This window comes from Thermococcus sp. 21S7 (assembly GCF_012027615.1).
In the GTDB taxonomy this organism is placed as follows: Archaea; Methanobacteriota_B; Thermococci; order Thermococcales; family Thermococcaceae; genus Thermococcus.
In genome coordinates this window covers 199,998-225,536 of record NZ_SNUT01000005.1, presented here as the reverse complement: position 1 = coordinate 225,536, position 25,539 = coordinate 199,998, and the positions used below count along the sequence as shown (strand labels likewise).

The following is a 25,539-nucleotide window of genomic DNA, read 5'->3' as shown; positions in this document are numbered from 1 at the left end:
GCGGGGGGTCAGGTGGGAGAATGAAGGATGAATACGCCGTTGGAATAATACTGGCCGCTGGAATACTGATTTCGCTCATATTCAGAACCTACGTGGGGGTGGCAACAGCGGCCGTTGGAATACCCCTCTACCTGGCGTACACTGCGAGAAGGCAGAACATACTGGCAAAGTCCCGACTCTACGACAGGGATCTCCTCCTCATGATAGCGATAGCCGTGGTGGTCATACTCGTCTTCAACTACCTTTGGGACCCCAGGATGGGCCTCGTAGCGATGGCCGTCGCAATACCCGTGCTGGCCATCTACGCAGACAAGTTAAAGGCGAGAAAGAAGGCGCAGAAGGCCTGAGAGCCTTCCGGTTCTCTTGTAAACCCTCACTGCCTCCTTCATCTCCCCCAGGAATGATCCATCTATCCCAAACCTCCCCCTAACGCTGCGCGAGATGTGGTTGTCGTTGATGAACATCATGGCCACCGCGGAGGTTAGGTTCTTCGGCTTCCTCCAGTTGGCTTTCTCGAAGTCTATGAGGTAAACACGCTCGCCGATGATGATATGCTTGCCGCCCTGAATCTGACCGTGGTCGAGGCCGAGCCGGTCTAGCAGAGCCGTTTTTTCTATTATCTCGAACAGATGGCGCTTTTCAAGCTCGGCGTAGAAGATTATCTCCCCCTCCGCGAACTCCCGGATGATGTACTCAAGACCCTCGAAAACGCCGTAGGCCACCAGCGGCGGGGTCACCCCGAAGGGCTCCAAGGCGCGGATGATTTCGGCCTCCTTCGCGAAGTTCTGCCTCGGGGAGTCGGGCCGTTGAAGCTTTATTATGACGTTTTTTTCACCTAACCTTGCCCTGAAGATTAAGCTGGTCGTTCCCTTGGCGTAGGGCTCTATTTCGTCCAATTCAAGCCCCCTCAGGTGAGAGTAAAACCGCTCCAGTTGAACCTTGCTTATCAGGTGGTCGAACATGCGCCTCGATAAGCTTAAATACTCCGCCGATAAAATACTTTTGGTGATAGCCATGGTGACGGCTTTTATTTTGATGGTGACGGCCGCTGGAAAGGAAAGGGAAGTTATGGAGAAGCTTCTGGCCATGCCGGAGGTTAAGGAGGCTTACGTAGTCTATGGAGAATACGACCTCGTCGTAAAGGTCGAGACCGACACCCTCAAGGACCTTGACCAGTTCATCACGGAGAAAATAAGGAAGATGTCCGAAATACAGATGACCTCGACGATGATAGCCATCTGATTCTCTCATTCTTCGTTCTTCCGTTCTCCATTATGTCAACACCCCTTCTGAGGCCTCATCCTCCCAGAGCAGGGCAAAGCCCACGCTCAGGAGCACCATCGTGACGACAGGTGCCAAAAACCACCACCATCTGCCCGCGTACAGGGCGTTCTGATTGAGGCCCTCCAGTATGAACGAACCCCAGTTGTCGCTGGGAATCATGTTGAAGAATCCCAGTATCGCCACCAGCGCGACGACCTTGGGGAACAGCAGGCTGAAGTGGCTCAGGGCGTAGGGGATTACCGGCCTCAGGATATGCCTTCTGAGAATGTGGAAGTCGCCCGCCCCGAGCGCCCTCGCCGCGGCAACGTGCTCTTTAACCTTCTCCTGGACCACGAAGCCCCTAACCGCGCTCCCGAACTTGCCCGCGAGCAGTAGGACCAATATCATGGCCAGGGTTTCGGTGCCTATCTCCCTGCTCATCGCTATGCCCGTCGTCGAGAAAGAGAATATCATCAGCATAGCGAGGGGGAGGACCGGGAGCGCCCCGAGGGAGTTCAGCAGGCCCTCCAAAAGAATCGCGAGCCTGTTCCGGTAGTAGCCCGCGAGGAGGCCGAGGAGGAGGCCGATGACGACCACGAGAACGGACGCCTCGAGCGACACGAGCAGGGTGCTCCTGCCGGCGAGGACGAAACCAACCCAGAGGTCGCGGCCGTAGGAGTCCGTGCCCAGGAGACCGTAGGAGTCGCCGAAGACGGTAACCTCAACCGGGCCGGTGGACTCGACCTCGACCGTGTACTCCCCCTCTAGGACATCACCGCCGTAGCCCATGAAGAGGAGCTGGGTGGGCGTGAAGAGGGGCCTGCTCTCCGGGCCGTAGCCGATGGACTCGGCGAAGTCGTAGGCGTTGGCCGCAAGGACGGGGTTAGAGTTCACGCTCGTCCTCCCGTCCACCTCCACCGGGCCGAGAACCACGGAGAACCCGTCGGGGCGGTGAATCACCAGCCTGACCGTCGAGCTGCCCTCGAGCATTATGTTCCCGGGAACCACGTCGCCGACTGAGAAGGTCATCGAGAAGTTAGTTCCGGAGGATTCAAGGGTTTTGAAGCCAGAGGGGAGCCAGATGGGCCGGGCGTTCCGGGGGTAGTCGTTCCAGTAGGGCAGGTAGTTCCAGTTGGCGGCCTTTTCAGCGGGCACTATCAGCCCGACGGGCAGGACCGCGAGGAGCATCACCAGCATTATCAGCGCGATTCCAACCTTTGCTTTGCCATCAAGCCTCAACGCCGCCACCTCCAGGGGCGAGGAGTTCCGACAGGGCAGTAACTGCCAGAAGGGCGAAGAAGTTCACCACCATGAAGACCGCCAGGGGATAGAAGAAGACGTCCGGGTCGAGGGTGTAGAGGTCGCCGGATATGCGGAAGCCCCACTGGAGCATCTTGCCGAGGCCGAAGAGGCCGAAGAAGGCATCGACCACGAGGGCGAGCGTCGAGACCTCGACGAAGTGCTGGAAGAGGAAGCCGAGGAAGGACGGCATGACCGCACGGAGGGCATGCCTCTCGACCCTACGCTCCGGCAGTCCCATCGCCCTCTTGGCGCGCACGTACTCCTTCCCGAACTCGTCCCGGAGGAGTATCACCAGGGCCTCGACGAACTCCCAGAGGGCGACGAGGACTATGGAGACCAGCGGGAAGGCCATGTAGGCCAGGTTCCTGGCGAGGGAGGTAGAGGAGCCGAGGCCGTTTATCAGGTAGTTGGGGAGCGCGCTCATTATGATGAGGAGCGAGAAGAGCGCCGCCACGGCCCAGACCGGGAGGCCGTTGAAGACCCTGGCGAGAAAGCGCACCGCGGAGCGGAGGCGCCTCTTCCTGAGGGAGAACTTTGCCAGCGGGAAGCCGATGAGGACTATGATAGCCTCCGCGAGGAGAATCAGCGCCAGCGTCCTGGCCACCATGAGCTTCCGGGGTATCGGGTAGTCGTAGTCCGGGTCGAAGAGGGAGTGGTAGAGCACGTAAAGCCCCGCATGAAGGGGGTTCATCGCGAGGGTCGGGTAGTCCTTCGGGGCCACGAAGCTCATGTAGTAGTCGTAGGGATCCATTCCCAGGGAACTCGCGTTGGCCTCCACCACCGCCCTCTCCGCCGAAGGCAGCAGGCTGAAATCCATGTCCGCCCGGTAGAACTGGTAATCCTTTATCCCGATGCCGGAGATGAGCGCCACTAGGAGGATAAGGAGGAGGTAGTTGAGGAGAGCGCGAGAGATGGCCCGGCCCATGGGATCACCTCATCCAGGACAGCACATCAGACATCTCTCCACCCATCAAACGATACCGGCTTTTCTATAGACAACCAGCAGATCAAAGATGAAATGAGCATCTTAGTTTAAAAATATAAACATCACAATAAGTAAGGAGGGAAATTGAATCACCGGATGTCCCACTTGTCACATGGATCTGTATCAATAACCGTGTCACAAGAGGCATCACAGGACCAGCAAGGGGACCAATCCCAGCTCTGAACGCAGAAGTCTGTTGTCAGGCATCCTGATGGGCCTCCTAGTTTCAAAGACTTATTAAGCTTCTTAAACACTTTCCACCGCCTCCTTAAGTTTTTGGGCTTTGGACTCATCGACCTCAGCCTCGTCCCTCACCCCAGATTGGGGTGAGCGTGAGAAGACCTTATTCAACCAATCCTCATCAAGATTCGAGTAGAGCCAGGAACCCCACTTCACGAGAGCAAACATGTAGGCGCAGTGGAACTCGTCGGGGAGAAATATATCGCCGTTGTAGTAGTGATTGCTGTAGATACAACCACCGCCACAGTAGGCCCTTATCGGACAGTTTGAACAGTTCTGCCTCCTATCTACGGTATGGCGCAGAATCTTCTGAATGAACTCGTTCTCCCACCTGAAATCATCAACGTGACCAATCACGAATTCTTCCATCCCAACGAATCTATGGCAGGGATATATCTTCCCGTCCGCCGAAACCCCGAAGTAGCTCCTGGCAACGCCGCATGGATAATGGCGGTAGGTGCCAGAGTAAATCATGTGAACCATCTCACGGAGCTTCGTGTAAACGATTCCCTTCTCTTTGTAGTGTTCAAGCTCGTCCTTCGCTATCTTTTCCAGGGCGGACTCAATGAGTTTGGCATGCTCCTTGGTTAGCGGTGTGCTTGTGGTAGCGGGTTCTATGTGAACGCTCCTAAACCCAAAATCAACGAAGAACCAGTAAATCTCATAGTACCTGCCGAGCTGTTCGGGCAGAATCGTCGCGCGGACGCTAACCTTAACGCCGCGCTCAAGCATTTTCTTTGCATTCTTCGCAACAACATCAAAGGTTGGATACCCGCCGCGTAGGGGCCTATTATGGTTTTGAACGTCCTTGGGGCCATCAAAGCTTAATGTCACTGTAAAGTTATTCTCAAGGAAAAAGTCAATGACCTTGTCCGTGATGAGGTAGCCGTTGGTGGTTATGCTGAAGGTAACGGTTTTGCCGTATTCCTCAGCCTTCTCCTTGGCGTAGGCAACCAGCTCCTGAATCAGAGGTAAGTTCAACAAAGGCTCACCGCCAAAGAACTGGACGTTAACGAATTTCTTTCCTTCCCTCATCAGCAAATCAATGACCTTTTTACCAACTTCCGGGCTCATTCTGGTGTTGGGAGTGTGGTAAGTTCCACCGTCCCCGTAACAGTAAACGCACGCAAAGTTGCAGTCTTCCATGACGTTAAGGGAGAGGGAGGAGATCTTGGATTTCATAGTTCCAAGATATGGTTTTACAGGAGGTTTAGCTTCAAAGAACACACGACGAAGACTTTCATCGGATTTAATCTCATTTATCAAAGAATCCCAGTCAGATTCGGAGTACTCCATTACAAAACGCTCTCTGGCATCACTCCAGCCCAGTTCTGCCACAAACCTGCAGAAGTCGTATGTCTTTTTATCAACCTCAAACAGAGTCCCAGTAGAGGAATGCAAGACAAAATACTTGCCCCCAACGTGAAAATTATATAGTTCCGGTTTCACCTTGTTAGACTTTATACTATCCCACCCAAGAAAATACCTGCATCCTATTCTTATAAATCTTTCTGCCTTATCAGAGAGTTATCAGAGTGTTAAAATTTTTCCAACCGCCCAAAACCAAAAAATAAATGAAAAGTTGCTCGCGCCCACATTAGCTCCTCAGCGCTTTAACGACGTCAAGCCTGTTAAGCGCCCTCTCCGTCAGCAGGACTATGAAGACCCCATAGAGGAGGTAAAGCACCAGCAACAGCGGTGCCACTCCCCCCAAATCACCCATACCAAGCTCTACCGGCAGAACGATGTTCCCGATGTACTCCCCAACTTTAAGACTTATCGGCAGGGCCAGGAGCGAGCTAATAATCAGTGAGGGTATCGCCTTTTTGAGGAATTCCCTCCAAACGTAGGAGTTTGGAATGCCGACAGCCTTGAGTGTTGCGTAAACCTTCTCGTTGCCCTCGATTTCCAAGTAGATTAAGGCGAAGAGGGCAAAGAGAGCTACGATGAGTATCATAACAATTAAGCCGAATATCATTGAGCGGAACAGGGAAACATTCTGCTGGGTTTCTCCTTTAATGTCCTCAACTGTTTTCACGTAAAGTCTCATGCGTTCATATTTAAACTTCTTAGCCTCTGGATCCTCAACCTTAAGGAAAGCCACGTTATCAGGAATAGCCTTTATTTTTGGAAGGAAAATGACCCTAAAGTTTGAAAATGGGGCTCTGCTTATCCCAACGATCCTGTATTCTTTCTCCTCTCCAAGAACCTTAAGCCTTAAGGTGTCTCCGACTTTAAGCCCAAGCTCTTTTGCAAGTCCAATTCCAATAACGGCTTCATTCTCTTTCCTCAGCCACCTGCCCTCTTTTAGAGGCATTCCTATTGTGGAATTGAAAGCCACAAAGTAGAAAGTTACCGTGACTCCGTCGATTTGCTGTCCTGTCAAAATTCCAACTTTTTCACCTGGAAGCTTTCCTACGACTTCGGGGTCTCCATAGACCTTCAGGTTGAAGCTGTAGGTAACATCGTTGAGAACGTTTGTGATTCCTATATATGCCATGTAAGCAGAAAGAGAGGCCAAAGATATGACAAAGAAAACTGCAAAAAATCTAAGGACTGATGTCCTCTTTGGCACAAACCTCAGGCCATCGATTGGCCTTATGCCAACTATGTATACTCCAGGAAAGATTACAAGAAGTGTGATGAGAAGGAGCACCGTTATGTCATAGGGGAGTGCGTAGGAGTAGTTCCGTTGTATTGGAGCTTCTATGAAGAGGTATGAGTAGTGGTAGCCAAGCCACAAACCCGGAAGCATTCCAAGGACATACGCTGTTAGGGACATAAGGAGATAATCGCCGGCAAAGAGTAGAAAGATAAAAGAATTCGGCAGTCCCAGCGCTTTATGAATTCCAATCTCTCTGACACCACTCTTCACATGAGCTATGGTTGTTAGGACTATAACACTGATTGCTGCTCCAAGGAGGAGATAGAAGAAACTCATCAGGAAGTTCTTTGCATTTTTGAGAACGTCCATATAAGGTTGCTCCCCTTCGAAGGCCTTAAAATATCTGACTTGGGCATGCTTTTCTAGGTATCTCGCAAGCTCGTCTGGATTCTTGGAGTTCATGAAGACGTAGAGCCATCTTCCCTTCTCATTCATTAATATTATAGGAGTCCCAGAAGGGAAGTAGTAGGAGGCTTTGACTGTGTAGAATTTTCCATTTATCTCTACTTCTTCTCCTCTCTTAACATCATTCATCCCGAGGACTATAACCTCATTGCCTGAGGGCTTTTCTTTAATAGCGCTGAACTCACCGTAGCCCACCATGGCATGAAATTCTCTTCCGTGTATCTTTACAATCGTCGTGTTATAGTACATGTAGTTGATTATCTCCCCAAACTCCCTCAGGTCATCAATGCTTACACCTTTAGCATCAAAATCCACGTTTCCCTTTGCAGTGTAGCCTTCGAATGCCTTGAGCACTCCTCCTATTGCGGAGAGAGTATAGTTTATCCCCAAGCTCACTATAAAGAACGTCAGAAAAATTACTACAGCTTTTTTCTTCTCGCGCCCGAGCTTTCTAAGGACTGCCCTTAACTTCATGGACCTCACCGTCCCTGAGAACTATCAGGACGTCGGCGAACTCGAAAAACTCCCTTTCGTGGGTCGAGGCTATGACAGTAACGCCCTCCTTCTCGTTTATTCGCCTCAACAGATTCCAGACCCTCATCTTGTTCTCCCAGTCGAGGTTTGCTGTGGGCTCGTCCGCGAAGAGGTACCTGGGATCGTTAGCTAAAGCCCTTGCGATGGCAATCCTCTGCATCTCGCCGCCGCTCATCTGGGACGGCATCTTGTCCTTCAAATGTTCGGCGTTGACGAGCCTCAACAGCTCCAGCGCCCTCCCCTCGGGGTTCCGGATTTTCCGGGAGTACTTCATCGGGAGCATGACGTTTTCGAGGCCGGTCAGGTAGGGCACAAGGTAAAAGAACTGGAATATTATCCCGAAGTTTTCCAGGCGGTAGCGCCTCAGCTCTTTCTCCCCCATTGCGGCCATATCGGTCCCGTCCACGACTACCCTGCCGCCCGTCGGCCTGTCAATGCCTGTCAGGATGTTGAGGAGGGTAGTCTTCCCGCTCCCCGAAGCGCCGGCTATGATGTAGAACTTCCCGTCCTCGAACTTCAGGTTAATTCCCTTTAGAGCCCGGACTTTACCGAACTCATACACCTTCTCAACGTTTTGAACTTCGATCATTTTAACCACCATTGAATGTTTGCCAAAACTGACCCGCTGTCAAGCTTATTTTTTCGCTAGTGAGATACTCATATAACGAAAGTGCGGCACCAAATGATTCGAGAAAGATACAATATGGTTTTGGTATATAAATCTCAATGTCCATTAATTTATCAGCAAATATATACAAGGCATCCTTAAGTATGGGATCCTTCCCAATTCCACTTACCAAGAATTTTGCAGTATCTATCGGAATATCCACCTCAGAAAGAACCATGAGGACATTTTCAAGAATTTTGTTTAGATATGTGCTATAAATATAAAATGCTGAAATTTTTGCCTGATTGTGTAAATTATACGGAGTATTTGTGATTTTGTTCAGATATTTTTTGTTAGGAAAACACCCAATAAATTGTAAAATCACTTCAGAAGAGTTAATAGAGTCCACCCGATACGGTGATTTGTATTCTTTTAATGTCCGAGCAACTTCTGTTTTGGCTATGAGAGATAACGCCTCGTAAAGTTTAATATTTGTAGTTGGAGAAGAAAGAGATTTTTTACCAAATACTAACACATTGTTAGATACACTAGGTAGCGGAGTGTATAACGCTCCAACCCATAAGGCGACACCAGAAGAATAATGTATTTCCATAGGGATGGCCCGTCCAGAGAGCACCGGGATAAATAAAGTAGAAGCGGAGTTCATATGTATTAACATTCCATTTTCCAAGAGTTTTTCTGCAATATATCTAACAGCGTGTATTGAAGACATATACTGCCAAGATTTGAGAGAAGTCAGTTGTTCAACCGAAAGACTGCCGGTCATAGTGTGAAGAATTACATTTTCATATTTCATTTCAATTTCTTTAAATTTTGATAAATAATCATACCACGGGGCAGCAGCTTCTAGTGACGTTACCAAATTCACATATACTGTATCATATTTCTTTGAATATTTTGAAAGTGTTGCATCCAATGCTGGAATAATAAGCTTCTCTATTCTCCCCTTCATCGTGCCAGATAGCTTGAGCTTACCAGTAATGTATGAAATAGGATACACATTAAAGTCAATATTTTTTGAAGAAAGGCAGAGAGTAGTCGTCTTGATATGGGATGACCCAATGTCTACACCCAACATTACACCACTCCTTTCCATTTTGCTCACATTCAATCTACATATTGTCCCAAATATGTGTATATATGTTACAGATCTATTATTATCTCAAGCTCTCTAAGTTGATTCACGAATTCCAAAAAATCTTTACAAACTTGTTCTAGGGGAATAGAGTATTTCTTCCTCAGATAAAATCCCAACCTTCAGCAGTTCATACTTCGGCTTCTCCATCCCACATCACCTCCATTAAGTTTTTGCATCCTCTATTAGTTACTACTTCCAATTTAACTTTTTCGCTTTTAATATCGTAAGTATGCTAAAAATCTTTTTTGTGTTATACTGACAATAGGTTTAACAAAAACTTAATTAATAAGTCAGTTATCCAACTAGAATAAGTGATGCGCATGATTCACATAGTTGGTGTAGGACCTGCGGGAGCATCTTTGGCCTACTACCTTAAAGATGAATTTAAAGTAAGAGGTTATGAAATAAGGAAATCCCCCGGAGCAAAACCCTGTGCTTGGGCAGTTCCAAAAAGTCTAGAAAAATATATCAAAATTCCAGAAGAAGTCATTTTAAACGAGATACACGGGCAAAAGATCTATCTTAACAATGAGTTACTGGGCGAAAATTATCAAAGACTACCTCAAGGGTATATACTCAACAAACCAGCATTCATTAAATGGCTTTTGGATGGAGTGGACGTTAAGCTGAGCAAACCTATCAAATTTAAGGGACAAGGCCAGAACTAAGAACGAAAGACGATGTAGCCGACAAAGTCAGTGTAAAACCTAATTTCTATAACATCATCTTCGATTTTAGCATCTTTAAGTATATATTGGTACGTCAGAAACTTCCACTTGCTTTCATTATGAAATATGCTTCCTGTTGCAATCACGGTGATATCACCTGGGTATTTCCACGAGAAAATAAAGCAAATGTGGGCATTGGAGGATTTTTAAGCCATGACGAATTGAAAGCGAGACTTGACTCTTTCATTAAAAATGATGAGCGTTTTAGATACACAAAAATTGAAAGAAAAGAAGGCGCACACATTTATGCCGGAGGCATAAAAGAGGAGTTGTACAATTTTAAGTATCCAGTTATAGGAGAGGCGCTGGGGGCAGTGTACCCCCTAACTGGTGAAGGAATAAGGCCTTCAATAATTTCCTCCTATGCTTTCTATAGGTCTATAAAGTATGGAAAATCACTCAGAGAAGAGTTCGAAAAAACCGGAATTCCCCAGCAAATCAACTTTCAAAAACAACTAGTCGAAGCCCTCCTAAAAGCACCACCCCATCTGAGAGAGGTATTCATAAGAGAATACTTCAAAAGCTCCAAAAATCCCTTATAGGTTATTACCAATTGTTCAACAAATTTACAGAAATTCCACGAAAAATCATCATCCCCCAAATAACCTATTATCAAAGATAAGTAAAAACACGTCCTCAAGTGATAGGTCCTCCACCTTAATCTGAAGGACACCCCGTGAGGATAGAAACCTCACGAACTCATCAACTTCTTCAACCTTAAGGTACGCAACGAGGTGGGTATAGCCGTTCTTAAAGGTGCACTTCACGAGACCCTCCCAGTTGCAGTTGAATTTTCCCTCCACCAGGGCCACAACCTTCTTATCAACTGGAACCCTAAGCTTCCTGCTTATCTCCTCAGGCTTTCCCTCCAGGATAGGCCTCTTGTTGAAGAGCAGAACCCTGTCGCTCAGCTTCTCCGCCTCCCCAAGGTCGTGGGTGGTAAGCAAAACAGTGGTCCCGAACTCTCTTGCCATGGTCAGTATTGCGTCGTGTATCTCACCCTTAGTTATCACATCAAGAAAAACCGTTGGCTCGTCGAGTATGAGATACTTTGGCCTCACAACCAGGGCGGAGGCGATGTAGACCTTCTGCTTCATTCCAGCCGAGAGCTTCTGGTACCACTCGTCCCTCTTCTCCCACAGGTTCAGCAGCTTGAGCGCGTACTCTATGCGCTCCCCTATCTCACCCTCCGGGACCTTCCACAGCCTCGCGATGAACTGGAGGTTTCGTTGAACGCTCAGACGCCACTGGAATATGCCCCACATGTCCCTCTCGCCGGTGAAGACAGTGAACATCTTGCCCGCAACCTTGCCGTGCTCCCGGAAGCTGTCGTGGCCGTCTATGAGCAGTTTTCCGGAACTCGGCTCCAGCAGGCCGTTGGCGATTTTACAGAGGGTCGTCTTTCCCGCGCCGTTCGGGCCGAGGAGGCCGAATATCTCACCCTCCCTAACCCTGAAGTTCAAATCCACTAGGGCCGGAATCTCCTCCCTCGGCTTACCTAGGAAGTCCTTTATGCTCTCCAGGTCGAAGAAGCCCCGGAACGGGGGAGGGTAGTACTTGGTCAGGTGCTCCGCCTCTATCATCTGACCACCTCACACGTGCCCGAGGGTGCCCAGCTGCATTGCCTTTCCAACGCCCCACCGAAACATCGCCACGCCAACGACCAGCATGACCCCGGTGGTGATGACGAGGTTAACGAAGCTGGGCCAGATCTGGGACACTGAATAGCCCCCGCCCATCGTCAGCCTGGCCATCTCAAGAATGTACCTCTCGGGGTGTATCTTGGAGATGGGCTGGAGCCACCAGGGGAGGGCGTCGGGGGGAAAGTAGAGACCGCTCACGAGCTGGGAGGTGAGGTTGAGGAACCAGTTTATCGGGTCTTGTCTAGCCTTGGTCGCCGCCCGAAAGCCGGCTGAAAACAGTTCCAGGGCGAAGGTGAGGGTGAAGCCCGCGAGGATAACGAGCAGGGCACCGAGGTTGATGTGTATGACCAGGCCGTAGAAGAGAACAAAGACTGCTGTTATCAGGCCCATTATCATGAGGCTCCAGACGACGTTCCAGGCGTTTATTCCCACGAAGATCGCCACCATTCCGGCGGGGGAGGCGTAGAGCATCGGGAAGCTCCGCCCAATCAGGAGCTTGGAAAGGCTACCCCGCGGAAGGAATATTATGTTGTGCACGATGAAGCCTATCAGAAAGAACTGGAGGAAGGAGTCGGTTCCGTACTGCTCGATGTTGGCGTCTATCGTCACCAGGCTGGCGAATATCCCCATCACCGCAACCTGGATTAGAAGGCCTATCAGGTAGCTGACCACGTCCCAGCGGTAGCTGAAAAAGACCTCCCTCTGAATGTTGAAGAACTCACGGACTATTCCAACACCGTCCCTCATTCCCACCAGAAGAAGTCAGCAGAAAGAACTTAAAAGAATATCGGAGGTCGGAGGTATCGGCTCACTTGTTCATCATGAGCCGTATCCTCTCGGCCGCATCCTTGGCCTTGTCCGAGATGTTGCTGAGGGTTCTGGCGATGTTGAGGATGTAGAAGCCGTCGCCCCAGCTGAGCCTATCGGCGTTCTCGAAGACGAGCTGCATGAGCTTCGTGTCGAGGCCATCTATCTTGTTCTCAACGCTCTCTATTCCCCTGATTATCTCGTACTCCCTTTCTATCTCCCCATCGGTAAAGCCGCTCTCTATAACCCTGTCCATCTGGACTATGGCCTCGTGGACTAGCTTGGCGGCGTTGATGCTCTCCATGCCCATCTGGAGAATTATGTCCTTGACCTCCGTTGGGACGCAGTCGGGCTTCTTGATGAGCAGCCACTTCGCGGTGTCCTCGGCGGCATCCGCCACCTTGTCCTGCATGTGGAGGTATATTAGCACGTCCTCCCTCGCAACGGCCATCATGAGCTTGGAGCTGAGGGAATTCCTTATCTCCTCCTTTATCCTGTCCGCAACATCCTCAAGCCGGTCAACCTCGATTGCAACCTTCCGCATCTCCTCGTAATTCCCCTCGTACCAGTACTGGAGGGCCTTCTCCAGCGTCTCAACGGTGCTGAGCACGACATCCGCATGCTTTATGAGGGGCTTGAAGGGGCTCTTCGCGAAGAGCTTCGTCCACACCTGCATGCTATCACCCCACGATCATCAGGAACTTGAATATGGCCGCGCTTATCAGACCCGCGACCGGAACGGTAACGAACCAGGAGATTATTATATCCCTAACGATGTCCTTGTTTATTGCCTTTACTCCCCTCGCGAGGCCTATTCCTATGACCGCGCCGACCACAGTGTGGGTCGTCGAGATGGGCAGTCCAAGCCAGCTGGCGGCGAGGACAACGGTCGCCGCGGAAAAGTCGATGGTGAAGCCGCGCGTGTTGGTAAGCTCGGTTATCTTCTTGCCGACCGTTTCCATGACCCTGTACCCATAGGTGGCGACACCGACCGCTATTCCAAGACCGCCCATGGCGAGTATCCACTTGGGAACGGGAACCTGCATGCCGTTAAGGCCCATCGTGGCCACCGCGTAAACCGCCGCGACCGGACCTATCGCGTTGGCGACGTCGTTGGCGCCGTGGGCCAGGGCAACGTAGCCAGAAGTAACCACCTGCGCCTTCCTGAATATCGCCTCAACGCCGATGAAGGGGTCGCTGCTCGGGAAGCGGAGCTTTATCAGGAGGTACGTTACCGCGAACACGATTATGCCCAAGGGGACGCCGTACATCAAAACTCCCGTCTTGAGGTTATTTCCGTGGAGAACCTTGATGTAGAACATGGTTCCAATGACGACGAACGCCAGCCCAATCCAGAACGGGGACCATATCCTGGCGCTCCTGACGGGATCCTTTCTCTCGAAGATGCTCTTCGTGAAGGCCTTAAAGATGAGGTAGGCCATTATGGCGCCGATTATAGGCGAGAGAATCCAGCTGAGGACGACCTGACCCATCTTGCCCCAGTTGACTATCGCGGTGCCGGCGTAGACTATTCCGTAGCCGGCTATGCCCCCTATGATTGAATGGGTGGTCGAGACCGGCAGGCCGAACTTGGTCGCTATGATGAGCCATATCGTGGCAGCCAGAAGCGCCGCAACGGAGCCGTAAACGAGCACATTTGGGTCCGTTATCATCGTAGGGTCGAGGATGCCCTTCCTTATCGTTTCGGTGACGCTCTTTCCGAAGAAGTACGCACCCGCGAACTCAAGGACACCGGCGATCACGACGGCCTGCTTCGGGGTTATGGCCCTCGCACCCACAGCGGTACTCATAGAGTTGGCCGCGTCGTTGGCACCTATCGCCCACGCCATGGAAAATCCAAGGATTACGGTTATTAGTAGCCATACGTCCACTGTCACCACCGAGGCCCAATATGGATGGGCATATAAATATCTTGTCGCAGTAGAATATAGCCAAATACCATCCACTATATAGACATAAATAGAATAAAGGGATTAAGGGCTCACCTTCACGGGTTCGACCCCTATGCTTCCATCGGCCCCCATCGAGAGCCTGACGTAGTGGTAGAAGCCGCCCTGGTCGGGGGGTGCGTAGAGGGGCGCACCGCCGCCACCGGTGATGAGCATCTGCACACCGTCCTCCTCGCCGTACCAGTAGATGTGGATGTGGCTGAATATTCCGAAGGCGTTGTACTCCTTCATGAGCGCCAGAAGCCTCTTCCCGTCCTCCGGATTCATCGCATGGTCCCCATCCGGCCTTGGGTCCACCGGCGGGGCATGGAGGACTATAACCGGCCTCTTTCCCATGCCCTTCGCCTTCTCAAGCTCACCCTCCAGCCAGGCAAAGACCCCATCGCCCAGCCCGTAGTCGTCCTCGACGTTGTTTATAAATATGTAATAGTAATCCCCGAGTGCGAACGAATAGTCGTCCGGGCCGAAGAAGGTGTGGTAGACGTTCACGCCCTCCCCGCGGTACTCGTGGTTCCCGGGGGCCAAGAATATCGGCTTGTTCCACTTCCACTCCTTCAGCAGGGCCGCCCACTCGTCAACCTTGCCCGAGTAGACGAGGTCACCGCCGTCGATTATGAAGACCGCATCGTCGGAGTTTACCTCGTCCCGTATCTTCAGGAAGACCTCCGGCGGCTCCTTCCCACCATCGGACCTGTGGTCGCCGAAGGCTATCACCTTGTAATCCCCCAAATTCTTCGGAGCGATGTTAAAGGAAGCCTCGGAAGTGCTCAGCCTGACCCATGTGTCCCCGGTTTCAGCCCCCGCGGGAAGTTCAACGACGGACGGGTTGATGTTCTCGACGACGTAGGTCAGCTCAACGCCCTTTGAGTCCCCCACGTCAACGCTGACGTTGAAACCCAGGGCGCGGATGTAGACGGTCGAACCGTTGACCAGTCTTATGAACCCTCCCCTGACCGTCACGTTCTCACCGTCAACGATGCGCCAGTCGTAGATGAATGGCTCCCTCGTCCTGAAAGAATCCAGATACCAGTGCTCCCCGTCGTCGGGGACGCCGTTCCAGTTGTTGTCGCCTATGACCTTGAGAACGACGCCCTCGAACTCCCCGCTCCTGATAACGTCCTCGGTGTTGGGGGCATTTCCGCCCGCCAAATCCAGGGCGTACTTCACCGCGGCACCCGCGCCGGCCCTGCTCGTTCCGGTGAATACGAAGTAGGGCCTGCCATCCTTGTTGAAGACGGCGAAGACGCCCTTGTCCGGACCGACAAACTTAAGGCCGAGCTTATAGACCACGTACCCGAAGTAATCGCTGACAGTTATGAGAATCGGTCTGCCCCTCAGCAGGGCCCTCGCATCGGCGGGCGAGAGTATCGCGACGCCGCCGTCGTACTGGCTCGCGGGGAGTATCTGCGCGTTCGGGAAGTAGTGCTTTGCCAGCCCCTCGTAGCCCCCGCTGACGTAAACCTTGGATACGTCCGCCAGGCTCTTCCACTGCGCCAGGACCCCGCCCTTCTCGTAGCTCCCGAAGTCTATCCCGCCGGCGGGGCCGGTGGCGGTTGACGTCTGGCTCGGACCGCTCTGGCCGATGCAACCCGAGACCATCACCATTAAAACCAGAACGAGGGTAAAAGCGGCTTTCTTCATGAAATCACCTTCTGGGGGATTGAAACGAAAGCTTAAAGCCCTTTCCATTAGAAACCCGAACTCGGCAGATTTAAATAGGCAAACACCGAAAGTCCTTCGGTGATACCATGTTCGTCGGACACTACAAGGATGTCCCCGAAAAGGACACCGGGTTTGAGGGTGTTACCATCAGGTGGCTCGTTTCTCCAAAGCTCGGCGCAAAGAACTACGCGATGCGCTACTTCGTCCTCAAGAAGGGCGCGGAGATACCGCTCCATCACCACGACTGGGAGCACGAGATATTCATTATAAAGGGAGAGGGAGTGATCACCGGCGGAGGCAAGGAAGCCCATGTCAAGGCCGGCGACTTCCTCTACGTTCCGCCCAACGAGACCCACGGATACAAGGCTCTGAGCGAAACCTTCGAGTTTCTATGCATAATCCCTGCCAAGAAGGAGGCAATCCCCGAGGACGAGTGGGCCTAATGGCGCCTGCAGTGATGGGCCTTTATTTTCTTCCTTCTTAAAACGACGAGGTCTGCCTTTCTGGATTTGGGGCGTATCGGCTCATCCTCAAGCAGGAGCCAGGCCAGCTCGTATGCGAGGGAGGCTATTATGAACAGAAAGATTCCGAAAACTATCAGCGGGGTGTAGTACCAGACCGCCCCAACCTTCGGAATCACCAGAACGACCCTGCCGACCACCTGTGTGTAGTAAACCCTCCAGGGGTCCGTGTAGTTCCTGTTGTCCCCTTTTGTCACGTAGTACATCCGCATTTCCGGATCGACGTCCATCCCAACGATGCGGTGGGTTATCATGTAAGTGGAGTTGCCGATGAAAACACGGTAGAGCACCACGTCCCCAACGCCTATCTCATCCGGCTGAACCGGCCTCGTTACCACGAGGTCGTTGGGCCTTATTTCAGGCTCCATGGAGTCCGTGAGGATGACGACGTACCTGAACCCGAAGACGAAGTGAAGAACAACCACGGTAACCACGAGAAGCATGAGAACGTAGGAGACCACTGAAAGGGCGTCGACGCGCTTTGCCATCCAACCACCACCCAAGCGAAGATGCACCCTGGGCCTGTCGTGAGTTTTTATGGAGCATGTCCGACTCCTCCGGATAGGGACGAGTTCGGCTTAATCCTCACCACTGGCGGGGAGGTTTGGGGTTTGCTAGAGTTTCACCGTGACGCTCCTCTTCGTTTTAACTCCCGCCCCCATCGCCAACTAAAAAAAGAGGGGGTTGGGGCAGGCAAATCAGCTCTTTATCTCCTTACCCTTATAAATGACCTTAACGCCGTTAAGCTGGTCTATGGAAACACCCGGGTTAAAGGATATGTCCACGTAATAATTACCGCTGGCGTCCTGCTGAACGGTTCCGCCCTCGCTGGCAAGGTCATTACCGTTGGTGTCTATGAGATGAACGTAAACGGTCGCCCCGGTTTCAACATCGTTTCCTGTTAGGTATACCATGACACCAGTGACATCAGTGCCATCCGCACCGAGCTTAAAGTTCACGTGGGCGTTCACATCAAGGGACGGCGAAAACGTTTTATCCCCAGCGCCAAGGTTCTGAAGGTTCACACTTATCGTCGGAACGGCCAGAGCCGCGCCAACCATAGTCAGCACGAGGGCAAAAACCAGCGGAATCAACCGTTTCTTATTGCTCCGTCTCATTCAAACCACCCCCAGGGAGTGCAACTGTCGTCTATACCCCGGAAGTGGTATAAATAGTTTTCGAGTGCGAACCCGTTTAGTTCACCCCTCAGCATTGTAGGTTCTACAAAAGAACTTTGTGGTTGTTAAAAATCCCCCAAAACTCGTTGGATGCTCCCCAAGAGCTCACCCGAGAACCGTTCCCCTGAGGTAAGTGGAGCCGGCCCAGCTCACCCGCACATCAACGAGATCCCCGGGCTCGCCGGAATCAAGGATTATCTCCTTATAGTTAAACGTCCTGCCTTCGGTTCCACCCTTCTTACCCCGCCCGTGGACGAGAACTTCAACGGATTTACCGACGTAAGCGCGATTTATCTCGTAAGCGATGGCCAGCCGAAGCCTGTGAAGTTCACGGGAGCGCTCCTTAACCTTCCAGCCGGGAAGCTGCTTCCAGCGAGCGGCTATCGTTCCAGGGCGGGGCGAATAGCGCGAAACATTGATTTTGTCGGGCCTAACGCGCTCCACCAGGCTCACGGTGTTCCTGAAGGCCTCGTCCGTCTCCCCCGGAAAGCCCACTATTATGTCCGTGTTGAGGTTCAAATCGCGAACCTTTTTGCGAAAAGTTCGAACTATCTCCTCAAACTGTTCCACAGTGTAGGTTCTGCCCATCCGCTTCAGAACCTCATCGTCACCGCTCTGGACGGGCAGGTGAAGGAAGCGGTAGACCTTCTCATCGGAGTATACATCAACCAGCTCGTCGAGGAACTTGAGGATGTGGTTCGGGTTCATCATACCGACCCTGACCCTGAACTCACCCTCTATGGCCGTTATCTCGTCGAGGAGTTCGGCCAGATTCGTCCCAATGTCGAAGCCGTAGCAGCCGGTGTCCTCGCTCGACAGCTGTATCTCCCTGTACCCCCTGGCGAGGGCTTCCTTGACCCACCTAACGACAAGTTCAGGTTTGTAGCTCTTGAGGACTCCCCTAGCAAAGCGAGTCGCACAGTAGGTGCAGGCGTTGAGACAGCCCTCGCTTATTGGAACGACGAAGGCAACACCGTTTTTCCACAGACGGGGAAGTTCGAGCTTGTCTATGCCCCTCTCGCGCCAGCCCTCAACGCTCACCAGTTTTCCACCGCGCTCCGCTACGCTTATCACCTCGGCAATTCTGTCGATGCTCTTGACGCCGAGTATTCCGGAAACGCGTGAATCTATGACATCCGGGTTAACATGGGGGAGGCAGCCGGTGACGATTACCCTCTTGCCGGCGTTAAGGAGCTCCTTTATTCTCCCGCGCATGTGCTTTTCGGTTGGGTCTTTGACCGCGCAGGTGTTGACCACGACGTAGTCGGCACCTTCAGGGGTCTCCGCCAGATCATAGCCTGCACTAGCCAGAATCGCTTCCATCATCTCGGCATCTGCCTTGTTTCTCGTGCACCCGTAGGTCTCGACGTGAACCCTTACCATCGGTGGGCGCTCTGGAAAGGGGTTTAAAAAGGGTACGGTTCAAAAATGGGGATTAGACCGCACCCACCATGCTCAGGAGCATGAAGAGGGCGGCGAAGAGAAAAAGGGCCACAAAGGCCAGTTTCTTCCGTATCCAGCCGGGGGCTTGTTGTAGTACCTCATAACCAGAAAGGAGAGGAGGGAAACTATGAGAACCGGGACGAGGGCCGAAACCGCTATGAAGGGCGTGCCCGGCAGGTGGCGGTCGATGCCAGAGGTGTCGAGAAAAGCCACAGTCCAGTAGAGCAGTATCGGCGAGAGAAGAACCAGGAACACAACTGCGACCCCGATAATCGCGGACTCCTCGTCCATGGAACCACCACAAAAGTTTGGGACAAAATACTAAAAATTCATCGCGTACTTGTTTGATATAACCTTGAGACGTACGGACACATCTTTTTAGCGATGATCTTCGCCATCTCGTAGTTGTAGATGGGCTGAGTCGTTGGGTCATCAGTGCGCAGTTTTACCATAGACTCCAAGACCACATCACCGTGCTTAAAGTACCATCCCACGGCGTCCTGGATGTAGAGGGACGTTAGTGGGTCCCGATGACAGGCATTAATGGACTCCAGGGCTTCATGTCTCAGACGAAGAATCATCCTGACTTTCTCCGCCGGAGTTTTCAGGGTGGCAAAAGTCGAATTGAGGGCCTCAAACTCGTCGAGATGCTCGTCTATCGCGATTGCATACAGCAGGTGGTAGATGGCGGCTGAACAGTAGCCCTTCTCGACCCCCAGGAGTCCCTGCTTTTTGTGGTAATCCTTCCAGTCACACGCCACCTTTAGCATCGCCTCCGTAAAGTTGCAGGTAATGTCAACCCTTGAGAGGTTATTTCCAAGCGAGTACACGTTATCCCGCAGTTCATCCGGAGTGAAATTACCGGGGGTCATGTGGTTCATAAGTACCATCGCGTCTCCCAGAAAACTTCTGGCGAATTCTAAATTGCTTGCTATCCAGCTCCCCAGCAGGCTTATGTTTTCAATCTCCTCAGGGGTCGTTGGATCCGGCATTTTCTGGAGTTCTTCAAGGAACCCATGAGAGCGGTTCAGGAAAATCTCTGCCTTGATTATGTTGTCCTCCACCACAAAGCCGGTTATCATGTAATCTGTGAAATCAACCCCACCATCCAGTTTTCGTTTCCATTCTCGATCCACCTTCTCTTTTAGGGCGGTAAGATTCTGAAGCTCTTCGCGGGCGTACTCCATGAATTCCGAGCGGTTTGCAGTCACAAGGGTCGAACCGATGGAATCGAACGCGGATATCGCACAGACCCTGCTCTCCACGAGGGCCCTGTGGAACCTGCCCGCATCCATGTGGGCATAGGTTTCGTTGAGGCAGTCATCGACGTCTTCAATGTCATACTCCGAGGCGTTTAGCTCCACGAGCTTCTTTCTGAGCAACAATACCCTTTCAACGGCCATCTCGCAGTCTTCCCTGCCCACCTTTTGAGCGAGGTACTGCGAATGAGTAGAGTTGTATTCCACCCCGTAAGTCCCGAGGTCGGATTTAATTAACTCAAGACTCTTATTGAGTTCCAGCTGCCCCTGCAGTGCTCTCTCGTACTGTGCGTACTTGGAGTAAGCTATGAGAAGAGAGGTACCCATGAGAAGAATGACAAAGAACGTCTTTAACTTTTTCGTTTCCATGAGGAACCTCCTTACGAGGTTTTTGCGTTATAATATCTGCTGCCACATTTATAAGATTTTCTGCCATAATGAGGATTCACAACTTATTTTCCCCGTGGGTTCCATCATTTTTGACGGATAACGGCCCATTCAATTCGAGAAATGTGACCGCACAGGTTAGACTATAAAACGGGACAAAGTGAAGAATAGGAAGGAAAGGAAATCAGATGACTTCCGCGAAAGCGAACTTTCTCTTGACCGAGTTAATGACGATCTCAACCTCGTCGCCGACCTGGGTGTTCGGGACGAAGATAACGAAGCCCTTTATCTTGGCGATGCCGTCACCGCCCTTTCCAAGGCTCTCGATCCTAACCCTATACCTTTCTCCAACCTTAACAGGGGCTTCGTAGCCACCGCCAAATCCATCTCCATACATATCCAACACCAACTCTTTCAACTTTCAGGGCTCCCTCGAAAGACTCCGAGAAGAGTCCCAATGGTGGGTCGGCCCGAGGGTATATAAAGCTTTGGGTAAATTTTAGGCCCCCGAAGCCACTAAAAGGCTTTTTCAGCCCACAAAAGTTCATGAATGTACCATATGGCTAAAAAAGCCATCGAAAGCTGCGTTCCATACCGTTCCGGAAGTATCTAACCTTTGGTTAACAACGGGAAGTTACAGACCTTTGCTTTCAAGTCTAAGCTTCAAAAAACCCTTTTAAAGCAAATAACGAATTTTCTATTGAAAACTGACGAAATACAGAGCTGTAGAGCCTGTGACAGGTGAGAGGAGGGAAGAACAATGAGTTTCATCGCTGTATTCATTTGGTCATTCGTGCTCTGGTTAGTACTCACCGCGGGCAGTAAAGGGTTACTCTGGAGTCCCGAAGAACTCGCTGCAGGACTGATATTCTCGGGAGTAATTGCGTTAACTACCAAGGACATCATAGGCGAGAAGGCCGCGAGGTTCCTCAACCCTGCAAAGTGGGTCGGCTTCGTTATCTATGCCATCGGGCCGCTGTTCTGGGGCATGGTCAAGGCCAACCTCGACGTTGCCTACCGCGTCATAACCGGCAGGATAAAGCCCGGAATCGTGCGCGTTCCGGTCGATCTCGAAAACGACGCCCAGTACACGATACTCAGCAACTCGATAACGCTCACCCCGGGGACGCTCACGATAGACGCATGCCCGGAGGAGAAGGCCCTCTACGTCCACTGGATAAACGTGACCGAGAAGGAGCCGAAGAGCTCCGAGGTCATAGCCGGTTCATTCGAAAAATGGGCGAGGAGGCTGGGAAGATGATAGCACCGGAGTTCTTCTATGCAGCACTCATAGTCATGATTGGAGCATTCCTAGCGCTGCTCAGGGTGTTCTTTGGCCCCAGCGTACCGGATAGGGTCGTTGGAGTGGACACCCTCAACACGCTCATCGTTGCAGGAATGGTTCTCCTCGGAGCGGCCTACGACAGGACGATATACATCGATATCGCCATCGTCTACGCCCTTCTGAGCTACGTGGGAACCCTGGCCATAGCCAAATACCTCCAGGGGGGATTGGAATGAGTGCGGTCACCTACGTCATCTACGCCTTCCTCACGATAAACATAGTCTTCAACCTGCTGGGCAGCTTCTCGCTCCACAGGTTCCCGGACGTTTACACCAGACTCCACGGAGCGACCAAGTGCACCACCTTCGGGACGATATTCGCGGTTCTGGCGGTGGTGGTTCATGCCCTAAACCAGCTTCACGTCACCGGCGACCCGAAGTACCTCCAGATGGCGCTTCACAGCCTCGTTGCCCTCATCGCTCTGCTCCTCACGAACCCAACGGGAGCCCACGCGATAGCCAAGGCGGCCCATCTGAGCGGCTACAAGCCAGCCAAAGCCGTCATTGACGCGTACGAGGACAAGCTCAGGGGTGGTGCCGAATGAACGCCCTTTCGATGGACATGGTCATACAGTTCGGAATACTCCTCGGTGTGCTGGTGGCGGCCTACATCACGATAACGATGAGGGACCTCCTCAGCGCGGCAATAGCTTCCGCCGCCATGAGCCTGCTCCTCAGCCTGGAGTTCTACATGCTCCACGCGCCGGACGTGGCGATAGCCGAGGCCGCGGTCGGAGCCGGCGTCGTTACAGCAGTGGTTGTGTATGGAATAGCCAAAACGGAGAGATGGGAGCGTGAGGGACCATGAAGAGGACTTTCGGAGCTCTCGCACTGCTGTTCCTCCTCGGAGTGCTGCTCGTCGTTGCGAGCCCTTCAACCGGAATAAAGTTCGGCCTCGGCGGTGAGGACTGGAAGGCCTACCGCTACACCGACCAGTACTACATAGACCACGGTGTGGACGAGGTCGGCGGAACCAACATAGTTACGGACATAGTCTTCGACTACCGTGGCTACGATACCATAGGGGAGGCTACCGTTCTGTTCACCGCCATAGCAGGAGCGGTTGCACTTCTCAGGCCCTGGAGGAGGGATGGCAATGAAGAATGACATGGGACTAATTGTTAAGACCACCGCGAGGGCAACCATTCCGCTCATAGGAATCTTCGGCGCCTACGTTGTCTCACACGGTCACCTTACGCCGGGAGGCGGCTTCCAGGGAGGAGCGACCATAGCCGGAGCCGGGATACTGTTCCTCATAGCCTTCGGGCTTGGTGAGATGAAGAGGCGCTACAACCACCATCTCTACTCGGCCCTTGAAGGCCTGGGCGGCCTGGTCTTCCTCGGAGCGGCCATGCTCGGCCTCGGTGTGGCGTTCTTCTACAACACGCTGTGGCACAACGGGCCGGTCTTCAACGGCCAGCCGGGAACGCTGCTCTCGGCAGGATACCTGCCGATAATGAACCTCGCCGTGGGACTCAAGGTCTTTGCGGGACTGGTCAGCGCGATGGTGGCTATAGCGGCATTCAGGAGGTGGGACGAATGATACCTTTCCAGTTCATCACGGCGTTCCTGCTGATAGCCATGGGGATCTACGCCCTCCTCTACAAGAGGAACCTCATCAAGCTCATACTGGCCCTCAACATCATTGATGCGGGCATCCACCTGCTCCTCATAAGCTTCGGATACCGCATAGAGGCGGGCCAGATACCAACCGCGCCAATCTACACGGGCTACGAGACCGTAAAGAGCGCCATGGTCGCCCCGATTCCGCAGGCGCTCACGCTCACCAGCATAGTCATCGGAGTCTGCGTTCTCTCGCTGGCGATGGCCCTCACCATAAACGCCTACAGGCACTACGGAAGCCTCGACGTTAACAAGCTCAGGAGGTTGAGAGGATGAACGGGCTGATTCCATACCTCATCATAGTCCCGCTCCTTGGAGCATTCGCACTGCCCATAGTCGGCCTCGCGGGAAGGAAGGCCAGGGAGCTGTGGGCGATACTCATCACAGGCATCACCCTCGGCGTTGCGGCCGGTCTGTTCAACACAATCTGGAAGAGCGGCGAGATACTCGTCTACACCCTCGGAGCGAAGAGCCCCCTCGGAAACGGCGTGCCGTTCCCGATAAGAATAGTGTGGGAGGTCGACCTTATCAGCGCGCTCTTCGCCCTGATGGTGACCTTCATAGCCTTCGTGGCCGTGCTCTACTCCAGCGAGTACATGAGGCACGACACGGGGCTTGAGAAGTACTACGCCCTAGTCCTCGTCCTTGAGGTCGGCATGCTCGGCATAGCCATAACCGGCGACCTGTTCAACTTCTACGTCTTCCTGGAGATAATGAGCATAGCGAGCTACGCCCTCGTCGCCTTCAGGAACGACACCTGGGAGGGCATCGAGGCGGGCATAAAGTACATGTTCGTCGGCTCGCTGGCCAGCTCGTTCATCCTCCTCGGCATAGTGCTCCTCTACGGCCAGTACGGAACGCTGACGATGGCCTACCTGGCCAAGATGATAGCTGAGAACCCAACCTTCACCGCCAAGGTGGCCCTCGGCCTCCTCGCGGGCGGACTGCTCTTCAAGAGCGGTGCCGTTCCTGTGCACATGTGGCTCGCAGACGCACACCCGGCCGCTCCGAGCTCGATCAGCGCCATGCTCTCGGGTCTCGTCATCAAGATAGGCGGTACCTACGCCCTGGCGAGGCTCGCCTTCAGCGTCTTCAGCGCCGGAATCAGCACCAAAACTATCGGCTGGATAATCATATTCTTCGCCTGCGTGACACTCATAGTCGGAAACGCGATGGCGGTGATACAGACCGACATGAAGAGGCTCTTCGCCTTCTCCAGCGTCGGTCAGATCGGCTACATCCTCCTCGGCATAGGAATCGGCCTCGCCGCGTACGGAAGCGACGTCAGCCAGGTCGCCTTGGCGGGTGCGATATACCACACCGTGAACCACGCGATAATGAAGGCCCTCCTGTTCCTCGTCGCGGGAGCGGTCATACACCAGCTCGGAACCAAGAACCTCAACGAGCTGAGTGGAATAGCCAGGAAGATGCCGGTCACGAGCTTCGCCTTCCTGGTCGGTGCGGCCGCGATAATCGGCCTTCCGCCGCTCAACGGCTTCGCGAGCAAGTGGCTCATCTACGAGAGCTCGGCGCTCTTCAACCCGTTCCTCGCGGCGATAGCCGTCATAGGCACGGCCTTCTGTACCGCCGCATACATCAGGGTGCTCTTCACGTTCTTCGGAAGGCCGAGCGAGAGGGTCATGAACGCGGAGGAGCCAGGAAAGGCCATGCTCGTGCCGATGCTCATACTGGTGGCGGCAATAATCGTCATGGGACTCTTCCCATGGGCCATCAGCGACAAGGTCATGCTTCCGGCGGCAAAGACCCTGGAGAACATAGGCGCCTACGTTTCGGCGGTGCTGGGGGGTGCGTGA

The 25,539-nt window shown here is 52.7% G+C and carries 31 protein-coding genes; 13 read left to right on the top strand and 18 right to left on the bottom strand.

What is annotated here, in order from left to right; all coding sequences use genetic code 11:
• The first annotated feature begins 20 nt into the window (after positions 1–20).
• Complete coding sequence (locus E3E51_RS09655) at positions 21–347, top strand: hypothetical protein (protein ID WP_167912880.1); 327 nt, start codon at positions 21–23, stop codon at positions 345–347.
• Here E3E51_RS09655 and E3E51_RS09650 read toward each other — a convergent pair.
• A complete protein-coding gene (locus tag E3E51_RS09650; RefSeq protein WP_167912879.1) occupies positions 315–962 on the bottom strand; it encodes a serine/threonine protein kinase in 648 nt (215 codons plus the stop codon). The genes E3E51_RS09655 and E3E51_RS09650 overlap by 33 nt on opposite strands.
• A gap of 52 nt (positions 963–1,014) precedes the next feature.
• On the opposite strand from E3E51_RS09650, the gene E3E51_RS09645 reads away from it, so the two are divergent.
• A complete protein-coding gene (locus E3E51_RS09645) occupies positions 1,015–1,242 on the top strand; it encodes an Lrp/AsnC ligand binding domain-containing protein (protein WP_012572508.1) in 228 nt (75 codons plus the stop codon).
• A 30-nt stretch (positions 1,243–1,272) separates the two neighbouring features.
• On the opposite strand, the gene E3E51_RS09640 is transcribed toward E3E51_RS09645, so the two are convergent.
• The 6 genes from E3E51_RS09640 to E3E51_RS09615 form a co-directional block, all read right to left on the bottom strand.
• On the bottom strand, positions 1,273–2,511 hold the full coding sequence (locus E3E51_RS09640) for an ABC transporter permease (RefSeq protein ID WP_346765963.1): 1,239 nt from the start codon (positions 2,509–2,511) through the stop codon (positions 1,273–1,275).
• Positions 2,492–3,490 carry an ABC transporter permease subunit gene (locus E3E51_RS09635; protein WP_167912877.1) on the bottom strand — a complete coding sequence of 333 codons (999 nt, stop codon included), beginning with the start codon at positions 3,488–3,490 and terminating at the stop codon, positions 2,492–2,494. The genes E3E51_RS09640 and E3E51_RS09635 overlap by 20 nt, the downstream gene beginning before the upstream one ends.
• 306 nt (positions 3,491–3,796) lie before the next feature.
• On the bottom strand, positions 3,797–4,972 hold the full coding sequence (locus E3E51_RS09630) for a radical SAM protein (RefSeq protein WP_167912876.1): 1,176 nt from the start codon (positions 4,970–4,972) through the stop codon (positions 3,797–3,799).
• Between the two features lie 415 nt (positions 4,973–5,387).
• Positions 5,388–7,334, bottom strand: coding sequence for an FtsX-like permease family protein (locus tag E3E51_RS09625; protein ID WP_167912875.1), 1,947 nt, complete (start codon positions 7,332–7,334; stop codon positions 5,388–5,390).
• Complete coding sequence (locus E3E51_RS09620) at positions 7,312–7,983, bottom strand: ABC transporter ATP-binding protein (RefSeq protein WP_167912874.1); 672 nt, start codon at positions 7,981–7,983, stop codon at positions 7,312–7,314. Before E3E51_RS09620 ends, E3E51_RS09625 begins: the two co-directional genes overlap by 23 nt.
• A gap of 1 nt (position 7,984) precedes the next feature.
• A complete protein-coding gene (locus tag E3E51_RS09615) occupies positions 7,985–9,127 on the bottom strand; it encodes a hypothetical protein (RefSeq protein ID WP_167912873.1) in 1,143 nt (380 codons plus the stop codon).
• Positions 9,128–9,471: 344 nt separating this feature from the next.
• Between E3E51_RS09615 and E3E51_RS09610 the strand changes: the two genes are divergently transcribed.
• Entirely contained in the window at positions 9,472–9,828 is a 357-nt protein-coding gene (locus E3E51_RS09610) for a hypothetical protein (protein WP_167912872.1), read from the top strand.
• 221 nt (positions 9,829–10,049) lie between these two features.
• The gene (locus E3E51_RS09605) at positions 10,050–10,430 is read left to right on the top strand and encodes a hypothetical protein (protein WP_167912871.1); all 381 of its coding nucleotides are present in this window, start codon (positions 10,050–10,052) and stop codon (positions 10,428–10,430) included.
• Between the two features lie 48 nt (positions 10,431–10,478).
• Here the strand turns inward: E3E51_RS09605 and E3E51_RS09600 are convergent, their stop codons facing one another.
• The 5 genes from E3E51_RS09600 to E3E51_RS09580 form a co-directional block, all read right to left on the bottom strand.
• Complete coding sequence (locus tag E3E51_RS09600; protein WP_167912870.1) at positions 10,479–11,471, bottom strand: ABC transporter ATP-binding protein; 993 nt, start codon at positions 11,469–11,471, stop codon at positions 10,479–10,481.
• 9 nt (positions 11,472–11,480) lie between these two features.
• The gene (locus E3E51_RS09595; protein WP_167912940.1) at positions 11,481–12,278 is read right to left on the bottom strand and encodes an ABC transporter permease; all 798 of its coding nucleotides are present in this window, start codon (positions 12,276–12,278) and stop codon (positions 11,481–11,483) included.
• A 61-nt stretch (positions 12,279–12,339) separates the two neighbouring features.
• On the bottom strand, positions 12,340–13,014 hold the full coding sequence (locus E3E51_RS09590; RefSeq protein ID WP_167912869.1) for a TIGR00153 family protein: 675 nt from the start codon (positions 13,012–13,014) through the stop codon (positions 12,340–12,342).
• A gap of 4 nt (positions 13,015–13,018) precedes the next feature.
• Positions 13,019–14,239: an inorganic phosphate transporter gene (locus E3E51_RS09585; protein ID WP_167912868.1), complete on the bottom strand. Its 1,221-nt coding sequence runs from the start codon at positions 14,237–14,239 to the stop codon at positions 13,019–13,021.
• A 93-nt stretch (positions 14,240–14,332) separates the two neighbouring features.
• Positions 14,333–15,949 (bottom strand): metallophosphoesterase, encoded by a 1,617-nt coding sequence (locus tag E3E51_RS09580; RefSeq protein WP_167912867.1) that lies wholly within the window; start codon positions 15,947–15,949, stop codon positions 14,333–14,335.
• A gap of 107 nt (positions 15,950–16,056) precedes the next feature.
• On the opposite strand from E3E51_RS09580, the gene E3E51_RS09575 reads away from it, so the two are divergent.
• Complete coding sequence (locus E3E51_RS09575; protein WP_167912866.1) at positions 16,057–16,413, top strand: cupin domain-containing protein; 357 nt, start codon at positions 16,057–16,059, stop codon at positions 16,411–16,413.
• Here E3E51_RS09575 and E3E51_RS09570 read toward each other — a convergent pair.
• From E3E51_RS09570 to E3E51_RS09545, 6 genes are all read right to left on the bottom strand, one after another.
• Complete coding sequence (locus tag E3E51_RS09570; RefSeq protein WP_167912865.1) at positions 16,410–16,979, bottom strand: signal peptidase I; 570 nt, start codon at positions 16,977–16,979, stop codon at positions 16,410–16,412. The genes E3E51_RS09575 and E3E51_RS09570 overlap by 4 nt on opposite strands.
• A 210-nt stretch (positions 16,980–17,189) precedes the next feature.
• Positions 17,190–17,609, bottom strand: coding sequence for a hypothetical protein (locus E3E51_RS09565; RefSeq protein ID WP_167912864.1), 420 nt, complete (start codon positions 17,607–17,609; stop codon positions 17,190–17,192).
• Positions 17,610–17,774: 165 nt separating this feature from the next.
• Positions 17,775–19,052, bottom strand: coding sequence for a tRNA (N(6)-L-threonylcarbamoyladenosine(37)-C(2))-methylthiotransferase (locus E3E51_RS09560; protein WP_167912863.1), 1,278 nt, complete (start codon positions 19,050–19,052; stop codon positions 17,775–17,777).
• A gap of 72 nt (positions 19,053–19,124) precedes the next feature.
• Entirely contained in the window at positions 19,125–19,403 is a 279-nt protein-coding gene (locus tag E3E51_RS09555) for a hypothetical protein (RefSeq protein WP_167912862.1), read from the bottom strand.
• Between the two features lie 38 nt (positions 19,404–19,441).
• The gene (locus E3E51_RS09550) at positions 19,442–20,740 is read right to left on the bottom strand and encodes a 1-deoxy-D-xylulose-5-phosphate synthase (RefSeq protein WP_167912861.1); all 1,299 of its coding nucleotides are present in this window, start codon (positions 20,738–20,740) and stop codon (positions 19,442–19,444) included.
• Between the two features lie 202 nt (positions 20,741–20,942).
• Positions 20,943–21,155 (bottom strand): TRAM domain-containing protein, encoded by a 213-nt coding sequence (locus tag E3E51_RS09545; protein ID WP_055430018.1) that lies wholly within the window; start codon positions 21,153–21,155, stop codon positions 20,943–20,945.
• 363 nt (positions 21,156–21,518) lie between these two features.
• On the opposite strand from E3E51_RS09545, the gene E3E51_RS09540 reads away from it, so the two are divergent.
• Genes E3E51_RS09540 through E3E51_RS09505 form a run of 8 tightly spaced genes read left to right on the top strand, consistent with a single transcriptional unit; the run spans position 21,519 to position 25,539 of the window.
• On the top strand, positions 21,519–22,019 hold the full coding sequence (locus E3E51_RS09540) for a monovalent cation/H+ antiporter subunit E (protein WP_167912860.1): 501 nt from the start codon (positions 21,519–21,521) through the stop codon (positions 22,017–22,019).
• Complete coding sequence (locus E3E51_RS09535) at positions 22,016–22,279, top strand: cation:proton antiporter (protein ID WP_167912859.1); 264 nt, start codon at positions 22,016–22,018, stop codon at positions 22,277–22,279. The genes E3E51_RS09540 and E3E51_RS09535 overlap by 4 nt, the downstream gene beginning before the upstream one ends.
• Positions 22,276–22,647 carry a monovalent cation/H(+) antiporter subunit G gene (gene mnhG / locus E3E51_RS09530; RefSeq protein WP_167912858.1) on the top strand — a complete coding sequence of 124 codons (372 nt, stop codon included), beginning with the start codon at positions 22,276–22,278 and terminating at the stop codon, positions 22,645–22,647. The genes E3E51_RS09535 and mnhG overlap by 4 nt, the downstream gene beginning before the upstream one ends.
• Positions 22,644–22,910, top strand: a complete 267-nt coding sequence (locus E3E51_RS09525) for a DUF4040 domain-containing protein (RefSeq protein ID WP_014013094.1) — start codon at positions 22,644–22,646, stop codon at positions 22,908–22,910. The genes mnhG and E3E51_RS09525 overlap by 4 nt, the downstream gene beginning before the upstream one ends.
• Positions 22,907–23,209, top strand: a complete 303-nt coding sequence (mbhE, locus tag E3E51_RS09520; protein ID WP_167912857.1) for a hydrogen gas-evolving membrane-bound hydrogenase subunit E — start codon at positions 22,907–22,909, stop codon at positions 23,207–23,209. Before E3E51_RS09525 ends, mbhE begins: the two co-directional genes overlap by 4 nt.
• Complete coding sequence (locus tag E3E51_RS09515) at positions 23,199–23,645, top strand: Na(+)/H(+) antiporter subunit B (protein WP_167912939.1); 447 nt, start codon at positions 23,199–23,201, stop codon at positions 23,643–23,645. The genes mbhE and E3E51_RS09515 overlap by 11 nt, the downstream gene beginning before the upstream one ends.
• Entirely contained in the window at positions 23,642–24,001 is a 360-nt protein-coding gene (locus E3E51_RS09510) for an NADH-quinone oxidoreductase subunit K (RefSeq protein WP_014013091.1), read from the top strand. The genes E3E51_RS09515 and E3E51_RS09510 overlap by 4 nt, the downstream gene beginning before the upstream one ends.
• Complete coding sequence (locus E3E51_RS09505; RefSeq protein WP_167912856.1) at positions 23,998–25,539, top strand: proton-conducting transporter membrane subunit; 1,542 nt, start codon at positions 23,998–24,000, stop codon at positions 25,537–25,539. The genes E3E51_RS09510 and E3E51_RS09505 overlap by 4 nt, the downstream gene beginning before the upstream one ends.